General features: G+C 62.5%; 19 protein-coding genes. 14 read left to right on the top strand and 5 right to left on the bottom strand.

From position 1 onward, the window contains the following. Positions 1-3: 3 nt before the first annotated feature. From IHE39_RS29580 to IHE39_RS29550, 7 genes are read left to right on the top strand one after another with little or no spacing between them, the layout of a single operon-like run. Positions 4-672, top strand: coding sequence for a phage connector family protein (locus tag IHE39_RS29580; protein ID WP_192569048.1), 669 nt, complete (start codon positions 4-6; stop codon positions 670-672). Then, on the top strand, positions 672-3344 hold the full coding sequence (locus IHE39_RS29575; RefSeq protein ID WP_192569047.1) for a phage tail protein: 2673 nt from the start codon (positions 672-674) through the stop codon (positions 3342-3344). Before IHE39_RS29580 ends, IHE39_RS29575 begins: the two co-directional genes overlap by 1 nt. Beyond that, entirely contained in the window at positions 3337-3702 is a 366-nt protein-coding gene (locus IHE39_RS29570; protein WP_192569046.1) for a hypothetical protein, read from the top strand. Before IHE39_RS29575 ends, IHE39_RS29570 begins: the two co-directional genes overlap by 8 nt. Continuing rightward, complete coding sequence (locus tag IHE39_RS29565; protein WP_246485686.1) at positions 3690-4220, top strand: hypothetical protein; 531 nt, start codon at positions 3690-3692, stop codon at positions 4218-4220. Before IHE39_RS29570 ends, IHE39_RS29565 begins: the two co-directional genes overlap by 13 nt. Continuing rightward, positions 4207-7125 (top strand): hypothetical protein, encoded by a 2919-nt coding sequence (locus IHE39_RS30830; RefSeq protein ID WP_246485685.1) that lies wholly within the window; start codon positions 4207-4209, stop codon positions 7123-7125. Before IHE39_RS29565 ends, IHE39_RS30830 begins: the two co-directional genes overlap by 14 nt. Further along, positions 7122-9014, top strand: coding sequence for a hypothetical protein (locus tag IHE39_RS29555; protein WP_192569045.1), 1893 nt, complete (start codon positions 7122-7124; stop codon positions 9012-9014). The genes IHE39_RS30830 and IHE39_RS29555 overlap by 4 nt, the downstream gene beginning before the upstream one ends. Continuing rightward, a complete protein-coding gene (locus tag IHE39_RS29550; RefSeq protein WP_192569044.1) occupies positions 9011-11542 on the top strand; it encodes a hypothetical protein in 2532 nt (843 codons plus the stop codon). Before IHE39_RS29555 ends, IHE39_RS29550 begins: the two co-directional genes overlap by 4 nt. Positions 11543-12248: 706 nt before the next feature. On the opposite strand, the gene IHE39_RS29545 is transcribed toward IHE39_RS29550, so the two are convergent. Continuing rightward, on the bottom strand, positions 12249-12662 hold the full coding sequence (locus tag IHE39_RS29545) for a hypothetical protein (protein ID WP_192569043.1): 414 nt from the start codon (positions 12660-12662) through the stop codon (positions 12249-12251). A 197-nt stretch (positions 12663-12859) separates the two neighbouring features. Between IHE39_RS29545 and IHE39_RS29540 the strand changes: the two genes are divergently transcribed. Both IHE39_RS29540 and IHE39_RS29535 read left to right on the top strand, forming a co-directional pair. Then, positions 12860-14650 (top strand): hypothetical protein, encoded by a 1791-nt coding sequence (locus tag IHE39_RS29540; protein ID WP_192569042.1) that lies wholly within the window; start codon positions 12860-12862, stop codon positions 14648-14650. A gap of 12 nt (positions 14651-14662) precedes the next feature. Then, entirely contained in the window at positions 14663-15103 is a 441-nt protein-coding gene (locus IHE39_RS29535; protein ID WP_192569041.1) for a hypothetical protein, read from the top strand. Here the strand turns inward: IHE39_RS29535 and IHE39_RS29530 are convergent. From IHE39_RS29530 to IHE39_RS29515, 4 genes are all read right to left on the bottom strand, one after another. Then, entirely contained in the window at positions 15100-15834 is a 735-nt protein-coding gene (locus tag IHE39_RS29530) for a DUF1647 domain-containing protein (protein WP_192569040.1), read from the bottom strand. The two genes, IHE39_RS29535 and IHE39_RS29530, sit on opposite strands and share 4 nt — an antisense overlap. Before the next feature lie 71 nt (positions 15835-15905). Beyond that, positions 15906-16637, bottom strand: a complete 732-nt coding sequence (locus IHE39_RS29525; protein ID WP_192569039.1) for a hypothetical protein — start codon at positions 16635-16637, stop codon at positions 15906-15908. Continuing rightward, on the bottom strand, positions 16634-16867 hold the full coding sequence (locus IHE39_RS29520; RefSeq protein WP_192569038.1) for a hypothetical protein: 234 nt from the start codon (positions 16865-16867) through the stop codon (positions 16634-16636). Before IHE39_RS29520 ends, IHE39_RS29525 begins: the two co-directional genes overlap by 4 nt. A gap of 487 nt (positions 16868-17354) precedes the next feature. Continuing rightward, the gene (locus tag IHE39_RS29515) at positions 17355-17618 is read right to left on the bottom strand and encodes a helix-turn-helix domain-containing protein (protein ID WP_192569037.1); all 264 of its coding nucleotides are present in this window, start codon (positions 17616-17618) and stop codon (positions 17355-17357) included. A gap of 252 nt (positions 17619-17870) precedes the next feature. On the opposite strand from IHE39_RS29515, the gene IHE39_RS29510 reads away from it, so the two are divergent. The 5 genes from IHE39_RS29510 (at position 17871) to IHE39_RS29490 (ending at position 19762) form a co-directional block, all read left to right on the top strand. Further along, complete coding sequence (locus IHE39_RS29510; protein WP_192569036.1) at positions 17871-18551, top strand: glycoside hydrolase family 108 protein; 681 nt, start codon at positions 17871-17873, stop codon at positions 18549-18551. Between the two features lie 2 nt (positions 18552-18553). After that, positions 18554-18754, top strand: coding sequence for a hypothetical protein (locus IHE39_RS29505; protein WP_115732631.1), 201 nt, complete (start codon positions 18554-18556; stop codon positions 18752-18754). A gap of 112 nt (positions 18755-18866) precedes the next feature. Beyond that, a complete protein-coding gene (locus IHE39_RS29500; RefSeq protein WP_184773120.1) occupies positions 18867-19130 on the top strand; it encodes a hypothetical protein in 264 nt (87 codons plus the stop codon). 40 nt (positions 19131-19170) lie between these two features. After that, positions 19171-19386 (top strand): hypothetical protein, encoded by a 216-nt coding sequence (locus IHE39_RS29495; protein WP_192569035.1) that lies wholly within the window; start codon positions 19171-19173, stop codon positions 19384-19386. A 76-nt stretch (positions 19387-19462) separates the two neighbouring features. After that, positions 19463-19762 carry a hypothetical protein gene (locus IHE39_RS29490; protein ID WP_245432045.1) on the top strand — a complete coding sequence of 100 codons (300 nt, stop codon included), beginning with the start codon at positions 19463-19465 and terminating at the stop codon, positions 19760-19762. The last annotated feature ends 57 nt before the right edge of the window (positions 19763-19819 follow it).

The following is a 19819-nucleotide window of genomic DNA, read 5'->3' as shown; positions in this document are numbered from 1 at the left end:
CCCATGGCGGCAAAGCTGCAGATCTGGAAGCAGGCGCTGGTTCACCTGGAAAAGGCAACCATCGTCACCCTGACCGACGATGTCGAGGCGAGATACGTCTTTGACAGCGCCTGGGCCGGCGCGATCGAGGAAGCCTTCAACTCAGGTGACTGGAACTTCGCCAAGGCATCGGCAGCTTTGTCGGCCAATGGCGCGCTGACGCCTGCTGTGGGCTGGACCTATGCGTTCGACTATCCGGCGACCTGGCTGCGCACGGTGACTGTCTCGAACAATCCCGGCTTCACGACCTTCCACGACTATGTCGACCAAGGCGGCAACCTGCATGCCAACACGCCCGCGCTCTATCTGCGTTTCATCAGCGACGTGAACATGGCCGACGACAAGATTGCGAGCTGGCCAACCATGTTCTGGCGCTATGTCGCGCTGAAGCTGGCCTTCGACACCTGCGGCAAGCTGACGTCGGGCGACACGCTGGAGGAAAAGCTCAGCAAGCGCATGCAACGTGCCTTGATGCAGGCAAAAAACGTCGATGCCCGCAACGAAAACAACAAGATCATCGAGCCCGGCCACTGGCTTCGCGCGCGGCGCGGCGGCGGCGGCATCGGCGGCTCGCGCAACAATGGCGGCACGCTGGTCGGCGGACAGATCGTTTTCGGCGAGGGTGACGTCTGATGCCGCGCGTTTCAGCCCCGGTTTATGCCCTGAACGGTGGTGAAGTCGGCGAGGAAGCGCTTTCGCGCCTCGATCTGGAGCGCCTGCAGTTCGCTTCGGCACTGAGCTTAAACATCTTGCCGCGTGTCGTCGGCTCGATGACGCTGCGCCCCGGCCTCGAGCACATTGCCGACATCAATCTGGGCGACGTCCGGCTGCTCGAATACTCCTTCGCCGGCTCGAACGCCTCGATGCTGGTGCCGATCCTGTCGAACAATGAAATGCGCGTGCTGAAGGACAATGCCTTCGTCTCCCGCGTGACTGTCGCTACCTCGATCACCAATGGCGACTTCAATTCCTTTGCCGGATGGACCAATGCCAGTGCCGCCGGCGCCTCGGCCAATGTGGCGGGCGGCAATCTCGTGCTCACCGGCACCACGCAAGGCCGCGCCGCCGCGCGCCAGACGGTGACGGTGTCAGGTGGCGACCAGGGCAAGGAACATGGCCTTCGCGTCGAGGTCGTTCGCGGTCCGGTCTGGGTGCATATCGGCACCTCTGCGGGGGCAAGCGACGTTCTTGCCCTGTCGATACTGGATGACGGCGATCATTCCATCGCCTTCACACCGACCACGGCGAGCATCTATCTCGAAATCTACACCGACAAGGCGCGGCAGGCGCTGGTTGCCCGCTGCCAGATCGATGCGCCAGGGACGTTGGTGCTTTCGACGCCATGGGCGACGGCTGATCTCGCCGCACCCCGCCACAAGCAGAATATCGACGTGCTTTATCTGGCGTCGCGCCAGTTCCAGCAGCGCGAAATCCAGCGCCGTGGCGACACAAGCTGGGGTATCCAGCGCTACAAGGTCGATGACGGCCCATTCGTGGCATCTGACGGTACCGTGGCGCTGACGCCTTCGGTGTACACCGGCAACGGTATCCTGACGGCGAGCAGGCCGTTTTTCGAAGCCAGTATGGTCGGTCGCCTGTTCAGACTGTTCCAGTCCGGCCAGACGGTGCAGGAGAGTTTCACAGCAGCCCCGGCGAATGGCGCGTCCATCCGTGTTTCCGGCGTCAACGCGGCCCGCGATTTCACCTTTCAGGTCTCCGGCAGCTGGGTGGGTTCCGTCCGGCTTGAGGTCGCAACCGATGACGGCAGCGGCAATCCCGGCGCCTGGAGCACACACAGCACCTACACGGCAAACACCGGGCCAACGAACTATCGCGACCCTGACAACAACGTCGTGAAGTTCTTCCGCTTCGTGGCCGTCACCTTTACCAGCGGGACCATCGATACGGCTCTTATCTATACCGGCGGCAGTCAGGTCGGCGTGGCGCGCATGACGGCCTACAGCAGTGGAACAGCTGTCAGCATCGAGGTTCTGAGCCGCTTTTATTCGTTGAGCCCGACATTTGAATGGGACTTTTCGACATGGTCGGACTTCGACGGCTGGCCGTGGGGCATCGAGGCGTTTGGCGGCCGCCTGTACTGGGGCAAGGGCGACTTTGTGCACGGCTCCGTGCCGGATGCCTTCCACAGCTTTGACGACAATGTCGAAGGCGACAGCGCACCGATCTTCCGTTCGATCGGCGCCAGCACCGACAGAGGCATTCTCTGGCTGCTCGGGCTGCAACGCCTGATCGCCGGCACCGACAATTCCGAGATTTCGATCAAGTCTTCAAGCTTCGACGAACCGCTGACAGCGTCGAGCTGGTTTCCGGTCGATGGCTCGACGCAAGGCAGCTACGATTTGCGCGCGGTCAAGTGCGACAAGGACGGCATCTTCGTGCAGAGCACCGGTCTCAGCGTCTTTGCGCTGATCGCCGAGCAAGGGACGCTGGATTACAGCGCCATGGACCTGACGGAGATGCACGAAGACATCTGCGGCGGCTCGGCGATTGTCAGTGTCGCCGTCCAGCGCCAGCCCGATACGGTGGTGTGGTTCATCCTCGAAAACGGCGAAGCCCGCGCGCTGACCTACCGGCCGTCGCAGAAGGTCATTGCCTGGTCGCGCATGGTCACCGACGGTCTGTTCAAGCAGGTCATCGCCTGCCGCGGCAAGGGCCAGGACAACGTCTATTTCGCCATCGTCCGCAACGGGACGCAGCGGCTCGAAAGGCTGGCCGACCTGAAGGATTGCCGCGGCGGCAAGACCAATTGCCTGGCCGACGGTTTCAAGCGCTTTACCGCAACCGCTGGGCAGACAAGTTTTGCCGTGCCGCATCTCAATGGCAAGGGCGTGACCGTGTGGGTCGACGGCGCGGCACTTCATGACCAGGACGGCCTCTATACGGTGACGGGGGGCCAGGTGGTCCTGCCCGCGCAAGCGGCCGGCAGGAGCGTTGTGATCGGTCTGCCCTATGTCGGGCGCTGGCAGTCGACAAAGCTCGCTTACGGGGCGGCGAACGGCACGGCGCTGTTCAAGAAGAAGCGGGTATCGCAACTTGGCATGTATCTGGTGAAAACGATGCTGGATGGGCTGCGCGTGGGCAATGCCTTCGACAGCCTCCGCCGCCTGACCGTGACCAAGGACGACAAGCCGATCGCTGCGAACACGCTCTACTCGAGCTTCGACGCCGACATGATGTCAGTTGCCAGCGACTGGAATACCGACAGTCGGCTGTGCCTCGAACAGCGCTCGCCATACCCGTTTACGGCCGGTTCGCTGGTGATGGATGTCAAGACAAATGGCTGACATCAGGCTGGCTGACGATATCGACTTCGCGCGCTTTTACGGTGGTGTGCAGGTGACGGGCCAGTGGATCGGCCGCGGCCTTTGGCGTCGTCGCCTGCTGGCAGGTTTCGGCTGCGTCATCGAGACTGGTGAAGGCGAGTGGATGGCCTTCCTCGAGGTGCCGACGGACGCCCGCAAGCCGCGCATCTTCCGCCACATCCTTGAGGTGCTGGCGGAGGCAAAGACGCGTGGCGCGCGCGTGATCAAGGCGACCTGCGACACATCGATCCCGCGGGCAGAAGCCCTGATGCTGAAGCTGGGCTTCAAGCCGACAAACGAGATGCTAGACGGAAAGGTGGTTTGGCAATGGGTTTCCTGACGCCTGTCTTAGGGGCTATCGGCACGATAGCCAGCATCGGCGGCACGATCATGTCGGTTGCCGGCGCGATGCAAGAGGGCCGCGAACAAAAGGCGCGCTTCCAGTACGAACAAAAGGTTGCCGCGCAGCAGGCCGACGAGGCGACCGCGGCCAGCCAGCGTGACGCGATGGCGCGGTATCGCGAAGGCAAATACCTGCTTTCGCAGCAGCAGGCGTTAATCGCCGGCTCCGGCGGAAACCTGACCGATCCTTCCGTCATCGATGTCATGGGCGACACGAGCGAGCGCGTGACGCTTGCGGCGCAAACCGACATCTACAAGGGCGAACAGCAGGCGCGCGGCTATAACGACGCCGCCAAGGTCGCCGGCTACAACGCCGAAAGCGCCATGCGCGCGGCGCGCATCCGGGCGGCCGGCTCGCTGTTTTCGGGCATGTCGTCGCTGTTCAGCCGGTTCGGCGAAAGCAACAAGAAGACGCAAGACACGACCTCGGTCGAACTCCCCTATGGCCCGCGGTGAACAGCGCATGGTGACCATTCCCACAGCTCGCGACGTCGCCTACTCCGACCCGCGTTCGGGCCGCATTGCCAATGCCGGGCCGACGCCGATGGTCGGCGCTGCCCTTGCCGACGCCGGCCAGGCCGTCGTGCAGGCGAGCTACAGCCTGCTCGAGCTTGCCGAGCGCGAGAAGGTCGACGTCGCCAACGACCGTTCCAATACTGTGTCGACCAGCCTGACGCGGTTTCTTGCCGACGAAGAGCAGCGCTTCTTGCAGGCGCGCGAGAAAAGCTCGGAAAGCGGCATCGGCTTCACGCGCCAGTTCATGGAAGGCCACCAGCAGCGCGCCAACGAATTCGCCAAGTCGAACTTCGAAGGCCTGACCAAGGATGCGCAGACTGGATACCTCAACAACATCCTGTCGCGTGGCAACACGCTTTTTGAGAAAGCCGACGCTTTTGAGAGGGACACGAAGGGGGCCTATTACGACCGCACGACCAACACCAATCTGAGCACCTATCGGACCCAGATCCAGAACAATGCCGCCGGCTTCGACGTGCTGAAGCGCCAGGGCCTGGAAGCGATCAATTCGGCGAACATGCCAGAACCCTGGAAGGCAGAACGCCGTCAGCAATGGGAGGCGGACGCTGCCGAAAGCAAATGGCGCTGGAAATACCAGCAGGACCCGCAGACCGCCATCCGCGACATCAAGGGCATCAAGGTCGATACCAAAGGCCTGTCGTCCGCCATCCAGCAGACCGCGCAGCAACTCGGGGTCGACCCTGTCGATCTCGCGACCGTCATGTCCTACGAAACAGGAGGTACCTTTGATCCATGGATCAAAGGGCCGACGACGAAATGGGGAACGCATCGCGGGCTGATCCAGTGGGGCGAGCCGCAGGCCGCGAAGTATGGCGTCACCAAGGACATGCCGATCGAGCAGCAGGTGGCGGCGGCCGGCCAGTATCTGCGCGACGCCGGCGTCAAGCCGGGTATGGGATTGATCGACATCTATTCCGCCATCAATGCCGGCGCGCCGGGTCGCTACGACCGTTCGGACCACAAGGCTGGCGGTGCCCCTGGTACGGTGGCCGACAAGGTCATGTACCAGATGGAGGGCCACAAGAAGAAGGCAGCGGACCTGCTTGTTGGCACCTACACGCCCGCGCCCGGTGATGCCGATCTTGACGTGATCCCGCACGAGCGCCGCGATGTCCTGGCTGCATGGGGCGAGACGCAATATCAAAGGGAGCAGGCCGACCAGAGCGTCGTGGCGCAATCCCTTATCGACGAAGCCGCCACCAACGCGCCGGTGGCGATCGAAAACACCGGCAGCTATTCCGGCGCCATGCCTACCGAGCAGCAGTTCACTGCCGCCTATGGCGACAAGGGACCGCAAAAATTCGAGACGTTCCAGCAGGTCGTCGAGGTCAGCCGCACCGCCTACCGCATGCAGACGATGCCGGCGGCGGAGGTCGCAGCGCTGGTCAAGGGTGCGACGCCTGTTTCCACCGGTGCAGACGCCGCTTTCGAGCAGAAGCGATATGAAGCGATTTCGATGGCGGCGGACCGCACCTTGAAGGCGCGCGACGCCGACCCCGCAGCCTATGTCAGGCAGGCGTTCCCACGTGTTGATGCGGCATGGAAGGCCGCCAAGGACCCGGCCAGCTACCAGGCCGCCGTCGCCGCTTCGATTGCCGCCCAGCAACAGCTTGGTGTCGACGTCGTCAGGCCTTTGCCCAAGGCCATCGCTGCCGATGCTGTCGATGTCTTCAACGACCTGGACCGGCCAGGAGCCGACCGCATCGCTGCGCTGAGCCATGTGCTGATGACCACGAAAGACCGGGATCAGCGCAGTGTCCTGTTTGAACAGCTTGTCGAGGCCGGCTTGCCCGACATCACCGAGGGCGCTGTCGAGGCGATGAGCCGAGGCGATGAGGGGGCTGCCCGGCGCCTGTTCATGGCCGCGATGGTCGACCCGGCGAAACTGCCGGGGCTGCCCCCGGCGAACCCTGACGCCGTCGCCGTAAAAATCCAGGATCTGTTGATGGCACAGGGCGAGGTCGGCGACGTCTATTACGGCATCAGACACGGGTCGGCACAGAATTTCATCCGGGCGCAGCGCGATGCCGCGCTGATCAGCAATGCGGTGGACGTCCGCATGCGCAACGGCCAGAGCCTCGACCAGGCAATTGCCGGCGTGTCCGACGACCTTTTCGGCAAGGTGCGGGTGGTGTCCGGTGACGATCGTGTCAATGCCGAGATCCTTGTGCGGGAAGATCAGGACCCGGAGGCAGTGATCAATGACCTCGCCTGGGCCAAGGACGATGTGGAAGCTGCGCTTCAGGCGGCGTTGAAGCGGCCGAGTGCCGTGCCGGAAGGCCCTGTCACAGGCCTTGTCGCCAAAGGCAATATCGACCTTGAAAACAGGCCGATGGCACGAAACGCCGACGGCTCGATCACCACAGGTCGCGCCCTGTCGCTTGATGAGGATGGCAGGCAGGTGCTTGTCCCGACCGTCTCGCCGGATGGCCGGCTTTTGAGCGATGACGAGGCTATCGAGCTGTATCGCCGGACAGGCGAATTCCTCGGCAAGTTCGACAGCCCCGCCAATGCCGCAGCCTATGGCCAAGCCCTGCACGCGACACTGGAGAATTTTTACGCCGAAAGAGCCAGCGGAATGTGGGGGGCAAGAGACATAATCGGCCTGAACTATATCGACAACGTCCTGGCCGAGGGCTTCTTCCGGAACTCCGAAGATGGCTTCGTCTTCATCAACCCCTATCTCGGGGCACCGGTGACAGACAGATCGGGGCGCCCGATCGTCTTTACGCTGCCCAAACACGATCCGTCCAAACCAAGGCCACGTTATCCCAGCGTCCCGATGCGCAGCTTGGGCGAACCGCAGCAGAAGGCCTTCCCATGAGCGACGCCATCTATGCCTTCAGGCGGGGCCCGACCTATGACGGCGCCACGCAGCAGGAGCTGTTCGACTCGGTCATGGCCCAGCCGATGGGCATGGCCGCAACCATTGTCGATCAGGCCAAGGGCGCGGCGCTGAAGACCTTCGGCCTCGGGACCGCCGTGCGAACAGCGCTGTTGCCGCAAGAAGCTCCCACCGTTCCGGGCATGGTCGTGACCGGGGAGGGCGGTGAAACGACCTGGGTACCAGACACACCCCAGATGCGTCGACGGCGAACCGTCTGGGGCAATCCGGCGAATGTGCAGGCTGAAACAGCCGAGCAGTTGCAGGCGCGTCGGGACGCGGCCGGGGCGCTCGACGAGGCTGCCTACAAGTCCTCGCCCTACTTCCGCGACGATATCCCCTGGGATTCCGGCATGACCGAGGACCGGGCCGCCGCGCTGGCGGCGATGTCCGATGCCAGCAAGGCCCGCGAATTCTACGCATCCAAGCGCCCGATCGCAGCATTCGTCGGGCAGTTTGCCGGTCAGGCCCTCGACCCGATCAACTACATTCCGATCGCCGGCCCGCTGGTCAAGGCAGCGGCCGTGGCGCGGCTGGGCAAGATCGGCGGCACGGCACTCGTGTCGGCCCTCGATGCCGCCGGCAGCACGGCGATTTTCGGCGTGGCAACCGCAGGCATGCGCGGAAAGTTCGGCGACGACGTCTCCTGGCAAGCGCTTGTGTCCGAGGTGGCCGGCGCTGCGTTGATCGGCGGGGCTTTCGGAGCCATCGGCGGGAGCATCGGCAAGGCCGTCGATCGTCGCAGGGATACCAGGCTGCGTCTCCAGGCCGAACAGCGGCTGATGACCCTGCGCACCACCCAGGAGGCCCGTATTGCCCTGAACGAGGCAGTCGACGGCCTGGCGCGGGGTGAGGATGTCAGGCTGTCGCCCAATGCGACCGAACCTCTGGCGCGGATCGCCTCGGAGGTCGAGAGCCTGTCGCGGGCATATGACGAGGTCCTGGACAGGCCGACCGGCCCGGTCGATGACCCTCTGGTCAGGATCGAACCGGGCGATATCGATGCGCTGATCGTGGCGCGCGGCGCATTCAGCAAGATCAACGAGTTCGAGTTTTCCAAGAGTTTCAAGGGGCTCGTCAAGGTCATCTGGGCGCATGGCGAAAAGAGCACGAAGGACAAGGCTTTCCGGGTCACCAAGGATGATCTTGCAGCACTGCCCAACATCGTCAGGGAGTTCGAACCCGTTCCGCCAGATACCGTTGCAGCAGTTGGCGACACACCGATGCGGACGTGGCGCGTCGAACGCAACGGCCGTGTCGTGGTCTATGGCGACAAGGGTTTCGAAGGGGGCCAACAGCTTGTCACGGTTCACATCGACAAGGGCGGGCCTGACGCACCGAAGCTGTCTGAAAAGAAAAAGCCGGCCCCGCCCGATTCCCGTCCGCAGGTTCTCGGCCTAGCGGAGGATACTGCCGGGGACCGTTCGATTGGCACCCCCGGAGTCGGGCAGGCCGCGACGGCTTCCTCTGCAGGAGGCCAGTCGCTACCGGCAACCGCCAATATAGCGCAGCGACCGAACATCGACAACTCCGTAGTGTCCGCCGAACCGCGACCTGCCGGCATCGAGCAGGCCGAAGCCGCCGTCGCCATGACCGGAAGCCAGGGGCCCGGAAGCCAAGGGACCGAAAGCTTGAGGACGCTCGCCCACCACCATGGCGTCGACCCCGACAGTGGAGCCTTCGCCGAGCAGGCCGACATTGCCCAGCTGGCCGCCCGAGGCAGGCTTTCGCCTGGGGATGAAAAGGCTTTTGACGAGGCCCAAAGCGACTTCGAAGCCGGTTCTGCCTTTGCCGAAGCCCTCAAATCCGTTGCGAGCTGCCTGACATGAAGATCCGCTACAAGATCGGCGACGCCTGTTTCGATGCCGCCAATGCAGCCTCGGGGCAAAGGCTGAGCCGCTGGGATATCGAGGCGGCCTTCCAGCGGGTGGCCGAATACAGGCAGCGCCTGCAGGCCGAAGGCAACATCGACGGCATGGCCGACAGGCTGCGCAGCTTCGCTGGGCGCGAGGCCGAGCGCACCAGGGTTGCCGCAGCCCTGCGGCGCCGCAACGCTGCCCTGCACATCCTTGTCGGCGACCGGCTGTACACGGCGATCGACAGCCTGATCGCATCGGGCCTGTCGCCTGACAAGGCCTTGCTTGCGCTGTTCGAAGGAACCCAGCGTGGCGTCGAAGGCGGCCGCAACTCGGTCGCCGCTCTCAACGGCGCTTATGAGGCCAGATATCTCGGCGGGCTGCTTGCCGATCTCCAGGCCAACCGTCCGCATCTTGTCCATGGCCTTGCCGACCCGCTTATGGATGGCGACATCATGCGTGAGCTGGCCGAGCTGAAAAAAGGCGGCAAGCCAGGCATCACCGGCAACGAAGACGCCAGATACGCGGCCAGACTGTTTGCAGCCTATGACGAGATGAGCCGTGCCGACCTGAACAGGCTGGGCGCCGCCATCGGCAGGCATGAGGGCTGGTTGGGCTCCCCCACCCACGACGATGTGAAGATGCTCGCCGCAGGCGAGAAGGCGTGGATCGCCGCCATCTTGCCCAGGCTGGACCTGGCCCGCACCTTCCCCGACGCGGGATCTGCCGGGGAAATCGACGATGCGCTGGCGGGCATCTATGACACGATCGTCACCGGCGCGCCGGGCAAGGCGGCAACGAGCGGGAAGGGGGGAAGGATCAATCCTGCCGATCTGGCGAGGTCGCTGGGCACGTCGCGTGTGCTGCATTTCCGCGACGCTATGTCGGCCCAGGCCTATCGCAACGAGTTCGGCTCCGGCAGCACCGTCTCGTCGATGATGTCGCACCTGCGCGGTGCTGCGCGCATGGCCGCGAACATGGAGGTTCTTGGGCCGCACCCCGAGGTGATGCTCGCATCGCTGGTCGATCGTCTCAAGCGCAGGATCAAGGATGACCCGACGCTGTCGGGCGCCAAAAAGTCCAGGCAGATGAAGGGGCTGACCACTGATGCCGGCGCTCTGCGCGTTGCCGTCGACGTTGCCACCGATCTGGTCAACCGGCCCGCTCATGCCACGGCGGCAAAGATCGGCAACGATATCCGAGCCTTACAGGCGATGGTAAGGTTTGGCGGCGCCGGCATCTTGTCGATCACTGACAGTGTTACGGCAGGAGTGGCATCGCAGTTCCGCGGCTCGGGCTTCTTCAAGGGCTTCTTCTCCCAGCTCAACGGGCTGCGCCGCGGTCGACCAAAGGGCGAACTGGCCGAGATATCCTTTCTGGCCGGCGAAGGCTTCGACGGCATCGTTGCGCATGTCATCGCCTCTTCTGCCGCGGTCAATGGCCCGATCGGTCGGGTTGCCCAGTTGCAGGAGAAGGTGTTTAGGTGGGCTGGCGCCTCGTGGTGGGACGACGTGAAGAGGGCCACGGCTGGCCGCGTGATCGCCGCCGAGATGGGCATGCGTGCCAAGGTCGGCTATGCCGACCTGCCGGCGAATTACCGCCATGTTCTTGGTCTGCACGGCATCACCGCGCCGATGTGGGATGCCATCCGCCAGGCGGAATTCCGGGTTGTCGACGGCAACAGCTACATCACGCCCGACCGGATCCGCTCGCTGCCCGATGAAGCCGTCGCCGGGCTGGCAAGGACCGCCGATGACGCCCGGCGCAATCTCGAACTGGCGGTGCTGCGCTTCTTCGCGGACGAGACCAGCTATGGCATTGTCGAGGTCGACGCCCGGACCCGTCGCACGATGACACAGGGCACCCGCCCCGGAACCTTTGCCGGCGAGGCCCTGCGGTTCATCGGACAGTTCAAGGGCTTTCCGATGGCCTTCACCCAGCGCGTCGGCGGCCGGGCCATTTTTGGTCATCGCAAGGGTGCCGGCCTGCTCGAGCGCACCCCCCATATCGGCACCCTTCTCGCCGGCATGACGATATCAGGTTATGTCTCCACGGTTTTCGACGACCTGCGCAAGGGCTATTGGCCGCCGCGTGATCCCGCCGACCTGAAGACCTGGGAAGCTGCGTTCATCAAGGGTGGTGCTGCCGGCATCTACGCCGACTTCCTGTTCGGCAAGGCGAGCCACTTCGGCGGCCCGCTCGAAACCGCCGCCGGCCCGGCACTGGTCTCGATCGCCGATCTTGGCGTCCTGCTGCTGAAAGCCCGGGACGCCGGCCTGAGTTCCCGTGAACGGATACAGGCGGCAGACTGGCTGGACTATGCCACCCGCAACACGCCTTTGGTCAATCTGGCCTATGTCAGGCCGGCGCTCGACTTCCTGTTCCTGAGCTCGATGCGGGAGGCGATGAGCCCCGGCTACCTCAGGAAGACACAACGCGAACGGTTGCGCGACTATGGGCAGAAAAGCTTCGAGCCAAAGCCGTTGCGGCCGTTCGGCTGATCGGGAGCGCCCCGCCGAATTTGACCAGACGAGCGCAAGCGTTTCGGCCGGCAATGATGCAGCCGGCAAAGAAACCCGGCGACCCGAACGACATGGCAATCGGGTTGAAATGCCGCAACGGTTGCCGCAGCGCTTCACATCAGGGCGATCGCAACCAGTGCCGGAAACGGCTTGCTGTCAGGCGTCATTGACCGAGGGCGTTTTTTTGGAAAAAGGCGCGGAACACCAACCTGCCGGCGGTTGGAATTGCAATCGAACGAGCAAACGAAACCAACGCCCACCTTCGACGTGTTCGTTGTTCGCAGCCGCCCTTTTTCCATGGAGCGGCAAGAAGCTGCGAAATTGCCTGGTCTTCGGGGAGACTACTGACGACCGAATGCGAATCTAGAGCATTTCCGCTTTTCTTCGAATCGCGGAGTCGCTCTATCTTCTTGTTTTTGCGCAATTCCGGACGGAAAACCGCTACGCACTTTTCCTGGAATTGCTCTAGCGCCGGCGCCCATAAGTCCCCCGACCAACGCCCAATAGACGGCGCCATGCCGGAATGGCGCGCTGATTCAATAGGGGAAACTCATTGCATTGCCCGCTGCTGCATAGACCAAAAAGCCGACGACAACCGCAATCACTGCGCCGATGCCTGCTGCGACGCGTGGTTTCAATGCTGATCCCTGCATAGCCGTGCACTGAACCCGAAATCACTCCTGTTTCAAGGCTGGCTTTCGTCACAGACGACAGGGTTCGACCATCCGTCCCACTCAGCATGGCAATCGCCGCCGCCCATGGCTTTCATGCGCCAGCTGACGCCGGGAATGTGGTCGGTGATGTTGGCCAAGCCGAGCCACAGCACCGCCACCGTCACGATGCCGATCAGCCAGCCGAGCCAGTCCTTGCTGGACGCCTTTGCGATCTTGCTGCCGATCCAGGCGCCGGCCGCGAGTGCGCCCGCAAGGCCACCATAATACAGCAGATAGGCAGCAAAGGTCTCGGCGACCCCGGCGACGAAATCGCGCTCACCCCATGCCGCGCGGACAGAGTCGAGCAGGACGATGGCGCCGATGCCGGATGTCCACCGCGCCCAGGCCGGCCATTCCGACCATCGGTCAAACAAGAAAACAAGCATGGGTGCCCCCCAGATCGCCGCGGCCTGCGGTCGCTCGCGCCACCCGATTTTATGCCGGTTCTGCCCGCAACGATCAAGGTTAGCGCAGATCATTGCGAAGTGCTGCGTCCGTAGATCTGCGCTGGCGTATTGCCGTGTGGTCATTTCAACGGGGGCGGTTCTTCGGAGCTGCCCTTTTTTCTATGGAGCAATAGCTGATGGCTGGAACAGAATTCGACAACTCACTGCATTGGGGCTTGTTTCTCACCGGAACGACGCTTTCCAGCGAAACCGGCAAATATGTCCGTGTGTCCGAGTTGGTGCTGTCGGCACTCCGGGCAGCAGGGGTCTTCTCCAACATGGTCGACGCCATCGCTGCGCCAGCCACCGACAAGCTCTGGCTCGACAAGAATTTCGATCCCGCCGTGCTGAAGGAATGGGACGCGACCGGGGCTTCATGGGTGCCGATGACCTATGACAGGCTGTTCGGCCGCGCCGCCGTCGACAAGCTGACGGTGACAGGCGGCACTGGCAACGCGGTCGTGGTTTCCCAGCCGGCAGGTTTCCAGGCGAACCGGCTCTACCTGATGACGCCTTCGGCCGGCAACAGCGGGGCCGTGACGATCACCGTCACAGGCGTTGGTGTCTATGGCGTGAAATACGGCAACGGCGCCGACATCGGGGCGAGCGAATTCGCCGCCGCAAGGCAGACGGTGCTGTTTTTCACCGGGGTTCGCTTTGAGGTGGTTTTCCCGCTCAGTGGTCTGTCGGCCGCTGTTTTGGCCGCGCAGGCGTCCGCTGACGCTGCAGCCGCCTCGGCTTCCTCAGCGTCCACGTCGGCGTCAAACGCCTCGACCTCGGCCACCAATGCGAGCAACAGCGCAATTGCAGCGGCCAACTCCGTCGCGGCCTTGCCGTTCAACTTTTCAACCACGACGACCGATGCCGACCCCGGCGCCGGCATCTTCCGGCTCAACAATGCTGCGCCTGGCTCTGCAACGGCGGCCTACATCGACAATGTCGACAGTGATGGCCTGACGGCTACAGTCGTGCTCGACACATGGGACGACAGCACGAATCCGGTTCGCGGCGCCCTGACCATCCGATCGAAGACGAACGCCACAATCCGACACACCTACAATATCACCGGCTCGGTGGTCGACGGCACCGGCTATCGCAAGTTGACGCTGGCCTATGTCGGCGGGTCCGGCACGCTGGCCAACGGCGCGGCGCATTGGCTGATCTTCAGTCGGGCAGGCGACGCTGGCGAGGTGACGCTAGCAGGCATACAGACGCTCACCAACAAGACGCTGACATCGCCTGCCGTTACGACCCCGACAGTCACGGGCACGATGATTGTCACGTCGACCGGCGACACCAACAAACTTGGGCTGCTCCAGGTGCTGAATCCTGGCGGTGTTTCGGACGCCCGTTACACGTCTATCGTTGTTGGCAAGGCAGCAGCCATCAACGAAGGGATGCATTTCGGCTACTACAACGACACTACAGCGGCGGACTGCGGCGGGTACATCGTCAACTATGGTGATGGCGAGCTGACGAACAGTATCTTTATCCGAAAGGGTGGCAACGTCGGCATCGGCACGGCTACACCCACTGAAAAGCTCGTCGTCAACGGCAAGATCAACGCGACGGACTACCAGAAGAACGGGGTGGCTATTCCGTTTGGGCGTGGCTTTGTCAGCGCAGATCAAGCTGTGATCGTAGGAAACAACTTGATAACTGTCGCGCATGGGCTTGGCGTAGCGCCTACAACATTCATGGCTTACATGAAATGTGTGATCGCTGAACAGAACTACTCGATCAACGATCAGGTGCTAGCCCCGTACAACGACGACAACGGTTTCTTGTCTGTTTGCGTAATGGCGGATGCTACAAACCTTTACTTCTCGTCAAACCCGGCTCCGCGCATGCGTAACAAAACGACTGGAGCGGTCTTTACTCCTACAGCAGCGAACTGGCGAATTGTTCTGAAAGCATTCGCGGCATAAGGACATCCGACAATGGCGAAGTTCTTTGTAGACGAAACTTGTAGATACATCGGCGCGTTTGATGGCGTATGGGTTCAAGACTCATCGGACGAGGATGGTAACTTGCCGCCCAAGCGGTGGGATTTCCCCGCATTGCCGGCAGGAGCGATAGAAGTGCCGATGGCCCCTGAACACGGCGGGCAGGTATGGGACTCGGTATCCAAGCGTTGGGGGGCAATTCCGGCCCCATTGGTAGTTCTCTACCCCGTCGATCTCTGGTCACGCATGACCGACACCGAAGCCGAGCAGGTCGAGGCGGCTATGGCTGGGCAGACCGTGCGGCTTCAAAACGTCTTCAGGTCTGCATCATCCTATCGCAGCGATCACGAACTCTGGCCGCTGCTCGAGACAATGGCAACGGAGCTGTTTGGCGAGAGCCGCGCCACCGAAGTGCTGGCCCCATCCGTCGGCTAGGCCGCGGGCTGGTGCTCGACGTCCCGGTGAATGGCGTAGCCGAGGTACTTCTTGGAAACGTTCGGGCGCCCCGCCCTGTAGGCAAGCACAGTGAACAGAGCCTGGTCCTGTCGGTGATTGGCCCGACTGGACCCTTCTGGCGCGATACAGTCCCTGACTAGTGCACCTTCCGCCCATTGCTCGACGAGATTGGCGCCAATGTCACTTTCCAGATCGAAGGCGACACATGCGGTGTTGAGATTCGGAGCATCAGCGTTCCAGTCACTGGGCAGCCCGAAATAGCTCAGCATTCCGGGGTGGGTCCAGTCTTTGATGGTTCCGGATGAATGGGTGCTGTGGTAGCCGAATCGCTTGGTTTCGCGCCGCAGCTTCACCAGAGGCTCTGTTATGACGTCTCCAGCATCCATCCAGCATAGGATACCTTTAGATTCCCGTGCAACGTCGCGGACGAGCTGCGGCTTCCATGCATACTCGCCAGCGGCGATCTTGATGTCGAAAAATGCCGGGTAGCGCTCGAACTCGAAGCGGCGGATTTCGTAGCTGAAGCGACTTTCGATTACCTGCCGCTCCTGAGCCGTGAGGCCGAGGTCATACACGATCAGCTTCGTTGCCGGTTCATGTTCTTTTGCACTCGCCAGAAAGTTCATGAGCGAGCGCGCGTGGCTGGTATCGCTCGCGGTGACGAGCGTTAGTGGCGCAGGGAAGAGATAGCTTTTGAGAGCGGAGAACATGCCCGCTTTATACTGCACCTATAGGCGAGCGAAAGCCCCACTCTCAACCAAACTTCTCTCTGCGCCAGGGGTTATGTTCTGGCCGGCTTCGGCTCGATGCCGAGCCACGCCTTGACCTTTGCCCGCACTGATCTTCGGAACCGTTTCCAAGGCGATTGGTACGGTTTCTCGGCCAGGCTGTTCGGTGGCCAAGGCGGATTCCGAAGGCTGAACTCCCGTCCTAGGGCCTGCTGCAAAGCCGCCAACACCGGCTCAGAATGACGTGGGTCGATATGGACATTGTTGTCGGAGAGTGCCGGAATAATTGTGCCGTCAGGGTTGCAGTATCCAGCCCGGAAATCCACGAAAGCAACCCCCATTGCTGCCATGCGCTCATTTATCCGGTCGCGGATCGCCTTCACGTCTGCACGGCAAGCGTCCTCGTTTTCGTAACCCTCGTACACAAGATAGGCGGGATCGGGATTGAACGGGCCGATGCAAGCCAACGCCAAGCGTGCCGGGCACTTGCCCTTGAACTGATCCAACGCGACCTGAAACCTGTCGCAAAGGGCGTCTGCTTCTTCGATCGACGAGCGTCCGTTCTTACGGGCAATGCGGCCTACATGTTCGCGGCTGTCAATCTCACCAAACGACAACACGAGTACATCGCCACTGACTGGCCGGCAGTTCTTGGGCACCAGTGACGCTATGCCATCGCGAGCGGCCCGGTGCATCGTCCTTGGACCAACCCAGTAGATCTTTGCCTCAGCTATGCCGGCAAAACTGAAGAGTGAATGGCTGTCGCCGAGCGTTATCAAAGTCATTCGCTTTGCCTGCCGCGAAAAACCGACCATGCAATCAGGCTGGCCCCGATCAGGGTTGCACCCCAAGCGATCAGCGTCGGCATCATCGGACTGCCGAAGCATCCATAGAGCCCGATATAATCCATCTGGTAGCAGTGTCTGGCCGGGTTTTCGTTCTCAAAGCTGTAGGTCCGCGTGAACATTCCGTTGAAGAACAAAAACACGCCAGCGATCAAGATCACCCACTTCATCTCGCCCTCCATCCCGTTGACGCGGGCAGATTGAACGACTTCATCATCAAAGGAAATCACCAGTGGCCGCAATCTACACCGGTGCCGGGCTCGTCCTGAAACGTGAGGGGGCTGATCGCACCGCGATCCGGATACCATCGCGCTAGTAGCCGGCCAGCCAGAAAAGCCCGCTAGCCGTACCAAACGCCACGGCGATGTAGAACAGGTCTGTCCATCGCGGTCCTGGAACGTCGCTCAAATGGTCGATAGGTGCCATGTGATCGATACGAGAGCCCCCTGAGCCACGGAGATATAGCGCGCGTCTTTTAAGGTCATTGTCGCTGCGAGACGACTTCAGATCGGGCGTCATATTCGCCTCCCTAAGAAGATCGCTCAACTCCTTGGCCGGCTGACCGTTCCATGCCAGTGCGGGGCCGTCTGGCACCTGGCCGACCCCCAGTGGAGGAAGAGGCGATGGCCCCGCTCACTGCTGCGGGGCCTATCAGGACTACGCGGCGTCCGAGACGTCCGTCATTTGGTCAAAAATGCCTTCCGGAAGGCCGAGGGCTCGCGCAATGCGGTCCCGGTATCCCTTTTCGAAGCGATGCCCGGCCTCGATGCTTTCGACTTCACTGACCGTAAGCCCACTTGTCACAGCGACGGCGCTGATCGAATAGCCCAAATATTGGCGGTAAGCCTGGATGGCGGGCATTCCATTTGCAATTTCGGACAGAACTTCTGCCGGCAGCGCGAAGGGCGTTGCAATAGACATTTAGCCTCCAAATTTTGAGAACAGCGCCAGCGGTCGTTTGAAATGCGTCAGCGCTGCTATTGAGGTGGCATGCCGGGAAAGCCGGCAACCGAAAGCGTCACTCCCGAAACGGTGAGAGGCGCAATCGCAATATGGTGCCTGGCCCCAATGTGATCAAGCCATTCCGTCGATGTCAGATCGTCGGACGAACGCGACGTTGCGTCACCGCGTCTGCTGTGCTGCTCAAACTAACCCCCAACCGAAGGACTTCTCATGGACCGCAACTTTGCGCGGGCTCTTCAGCTCGTCCTCAAACATGAAGGTGGTTGGTCGGATCATCCGGCCGATCCGGGCGGCGCCACCATGAAGGGTGTGACGCTGGCGAATTTCCGCCGCTACGTGAAGCCGGACGCGACCAAAGACGATCTACGCAAGATCACTGACGCGCAGTTGGCCACTGTCTACCGCCGCTTCTACTGGGACGCGGTGCATGGCGCTGAGCTTCCCGACGGCATCGACTATGCCGTCTTCGATTTTGCCGTGAACAGCGGGCAGGGCAGGGCGGCCAAATACCTGCAGGGCGTCGTCGGTGTCGTACAGGACGGCAGGATCGGCCCGGCCACGCTGAATGCGACCAAAGCGATGATGCGCGCCACCGTTATCAACGACCTGTGCGACAGGCGGATGAGGTTCCTGCGCGGCCTGAACACCTGGCCGAGCTTCGGCACGGGCTGGACCGCCCGCGTCTCCGGCGTTCGCGCGGCGGCACTGAAACTGGCCCAGCCTGACGCGGCCCCGGTGTCACCTGCGTCAGTGGGGACCGAAGAGCCGCCTGCGCCGGCGCCTGTGAAACCCGCACCATCGCCTGATGCCGCCGGGCCGGCCAAGGGGCTGGCCTTCTTCCTGCACCTCATCACCAGGGCGATTGCCGCCTGGTTCTCCAGAGGACGCTGACCATGGCCCCGATCATCCGTATCCTGCTTCGTTATGTGACGCTTCCGCTGCTGGCGCTCGGCTGGATCCTGCCCGAGGAACAGCAGGCGCTCATCGCCGATCCCGAGATCGTCGCCTGGGTCAGCACCGGCCTCGGCATCATCGCGCCGCTGGTTGCCGAGGGCTGGTACTGGGCGGCGCGCAGCTTCGGCTGGGCGAAATGACGGCGCGCGCCGTCACTGTCGGCGAGGCGCTGACCGCGATGGGCTGCGTATTCGGGCTCGTCGCCGTCGTGCTCGTCATCGCCGTCACGCGGCAGCGTCGGGGAAGGGGCTCATGACCATGATCGGCTTCCTCCTCTCCAGCCCGACACTGATCGCGATCTTCGGCGGCGTGCTGGCAGCGCTTGTCGCCTTCCTCCGAGGCAACAGCCGCGGCGCCCGCCGCGAGCGCGAGATACAGGCGAAGGCCGAGCAGAAGGCGAGGGACATCGCCGACGAGGTGCAATCGGACATTGGCGCGATGTCTCCAGAGCAGCTGCGCGCCGAGCTCGCCAAAAGGACGCGGCCATCAGGACCAACCAGGAGGACACGTCCATGAGGACACGGGCCATGAGGACACTGGCTATGAGGATACGGCCATGAAGCGCCGGCTGCTCGATCTCGTCACGCGGATCCTGCTTCTGATCGTCGTGCTGACCGGAGCTGCTGCCTGCACCACAGCCCGGGGCAGCATCTGCCTTGGCCCCGACATGCGTTATCGGCAACAGGTCTATGACGTCATGAGCGACGACGAGGCAGCGCGCCACCTGGCCAGCCTCAAGCTGCGCGAAGAACTCTGCGGCAGGTCGACATGATCGCCCAGGCCACGGTTCTCGTCATGCCGATCAACGACGTCCTGTTGATCGGCTGGCTGGCGGGGAGGGCGCTGCAATGAGCGAACGGAACAGCGAGATGGACAGCGACCTGCGTTCCCGGCTGGTGGCTCTCGAGCATCAAGGCGCAAGCCGCGACCAGCGCCTGGCTGCGCTGGAAGCCCGGCAGCGCCAGAGCGACATCGCCGAGGCCCGCAAGGACGAGCAGTTCAAGCACATGGATATGCGGTTTTCGACGCTCGATGCCAAGATCGACGGCGTCAGCGGCACGCTCAACTGGATCGCCAAGCTGGTCATCAGCGGCATCATCCTGGCCATTGTCGCCTTCATGATGGGCGGCGGCTTCAAGCTGCCTTGATCATTCTCCTGAAGCCGACTTCCAAGCGCCCCGCTGCCGAAAGGTGGCGGGGCGTTT

It is taken from the genome of Aminobacter carboxidus (assembly GCF_014863355.1).
In the GTDB taxonomy this organism is placed as follows: Bacteria; Pseudomonadota; Alphaproteobacteria; order Rhizobiales; family Rhizobiaceae; genus Aminobacter; species Aminobacter carboxidus.
This window is presented reverse-complemented; position numbering and strand designations above follow the sequence as displayed.

What these genes read in the sequence shown, in the direction of transcription:
- IHE39_RS29580 (WP_192569048.1), top strand. Translation starts at nt 4, where the DNA reads ATGGCGGCAAAGCTGCAGATCTGGAAGCAGGCGCTGGTTCACCTGGAA.
- IHE39_RS29575 (WP_192569047.1), top strand. Translation starts at nt 672, where the DNA reads ATGCCGCGCGTTTCAGCCCCGGTTTATGCCCTGAACGGTGGTGAAGTC.
- IHE39_RS29570 (WP_192569046.1), top strand. Translation starts at nt 3,337, where the DNA reads ATGGCTGACATCAGGCTGGCTGACGATATCGACTTCGCGCGCTTTTAC.
- IHE39_RS29565 (WP_246485686.1), top strand. Translation starts at nt 3,690, where the DNA reads ATGGGTTTCCTGACGCCTGTCTTAGGGGCTATCGGCACGATAGCCAGC.
- IHE39_RS30830 (WP_246485685.1), top strand. Translation starts at nt 4,207, where the DNA reads ATGGCCCGCGGTGAACAGCGCATGGTGACCATTCCCACAGCTCGCGAC.
- IHE39_RS29555 (WP_192569045.1), top strand. Translation starts at nt 7,122, where the DNA reads ATGAGCGACGCCATCTATGCCTTCAGGCGGGGCCCGACCTATGACGGC.
- IHE39_RS29550 (WP_192569044.1), top strand. Translation starts at nt 9,011, where the DNA reads ATGAAGATCCGCTACAAGATCGGCGACGCCTGTTTCGATGCCGCCAAT.
- IHE39_RS29545 (WP_192569043.1), bottom strand. Translation starts at nt 12,662, where the DNA reads ATGCTTGTTTTCTTGTTTGACCGATGGTCGGAATGGCCGGCCTGGGCG.
- IHE39_RS29540 (WP_192569042.1), top strand. Translation starts at nt 12,860, where the DNA reads ATGGCTGGAACAGAATTCGACAACTCACTGCATTGGGGCTTGTTTCTC.
- IHE39_RS29535 (WP_192569041.1), top strand. Translation starts at nt 14,663, where the DNA reads ATGGCGAAGTTCTTTGTAGACGAAACTTGTAGATACATCGGCGCGTTT.
- IHE39_RS29530 (WP_192569040.1), bottom strand. Translation starts at nt 15,834, where the DNA reads ATGTTCTCCGCTCTCAAAAGCTATCTCTTCCCTGCGCCACTAACGCTC.
- IHE39_RS29525 (WP_192569039.1), bottom strand. Translation starts at nt 16,637, where the DNA reads ATGACTTTGATAACGCTCGGCGACAGCCATTCACTCTTCAGTTTTGCC.
- IHE39_RS29520 (WP_192569038.1), bottom strand. Translation starts at nt 16,867, where the DNA reads ATGAAGTGGGTGATCTTGATCGCTGGCGTGTTTTTGTTCTTCAACGGA.
- IHE39_RS29515 (WP_192569037.1), bottom strand. Translation starts at nt 17,618, where the DNA reads ATGTCTATTGCAACGCCCTTCGCGCTGCCGGCAGAAGTTCTGTCCGAA.
- IHE39_RS29510 (WP_192569036.1), top strand. Translation starts at nt 17,871, where the DNA reads ATGGACCGCAACTTTGCGCGGGCTCTTCAGCTCGTCCTCAAACATGAA.
- IHE39_RS29505 (WP_115732631.1), top strand. Translation starts at nt 18,554, where the DNA reads ATGGCCCCGATCATCCGTATCCTGCTTCGTTATGTGACGCTTCCGCTG.
- IHE39_RS29500 (WP_184773120.1), top strand. Translation starts at nt 18,867, where the DNA reads ATGACCATGATCGGCTTCCTCCTCTCCAGCCCGACACTGATCGCGATC.
- IHE39_RS29495 (WP_192569035.1), top strand. Translation starts at nt 19,171, where the DNA reads ATGAAGCGCCGGCTGCTCGATCTCGTCACGCGGATCCTGCTTCTGATC.
- IHE39_RS29490 (WP_245432045.1), top strand. Translation starts at nt 19,463, where the DNA reads ATGAGCGAACGGAACAGCGAGATGGACAGCGACCTGCGTTCCCGGCTG.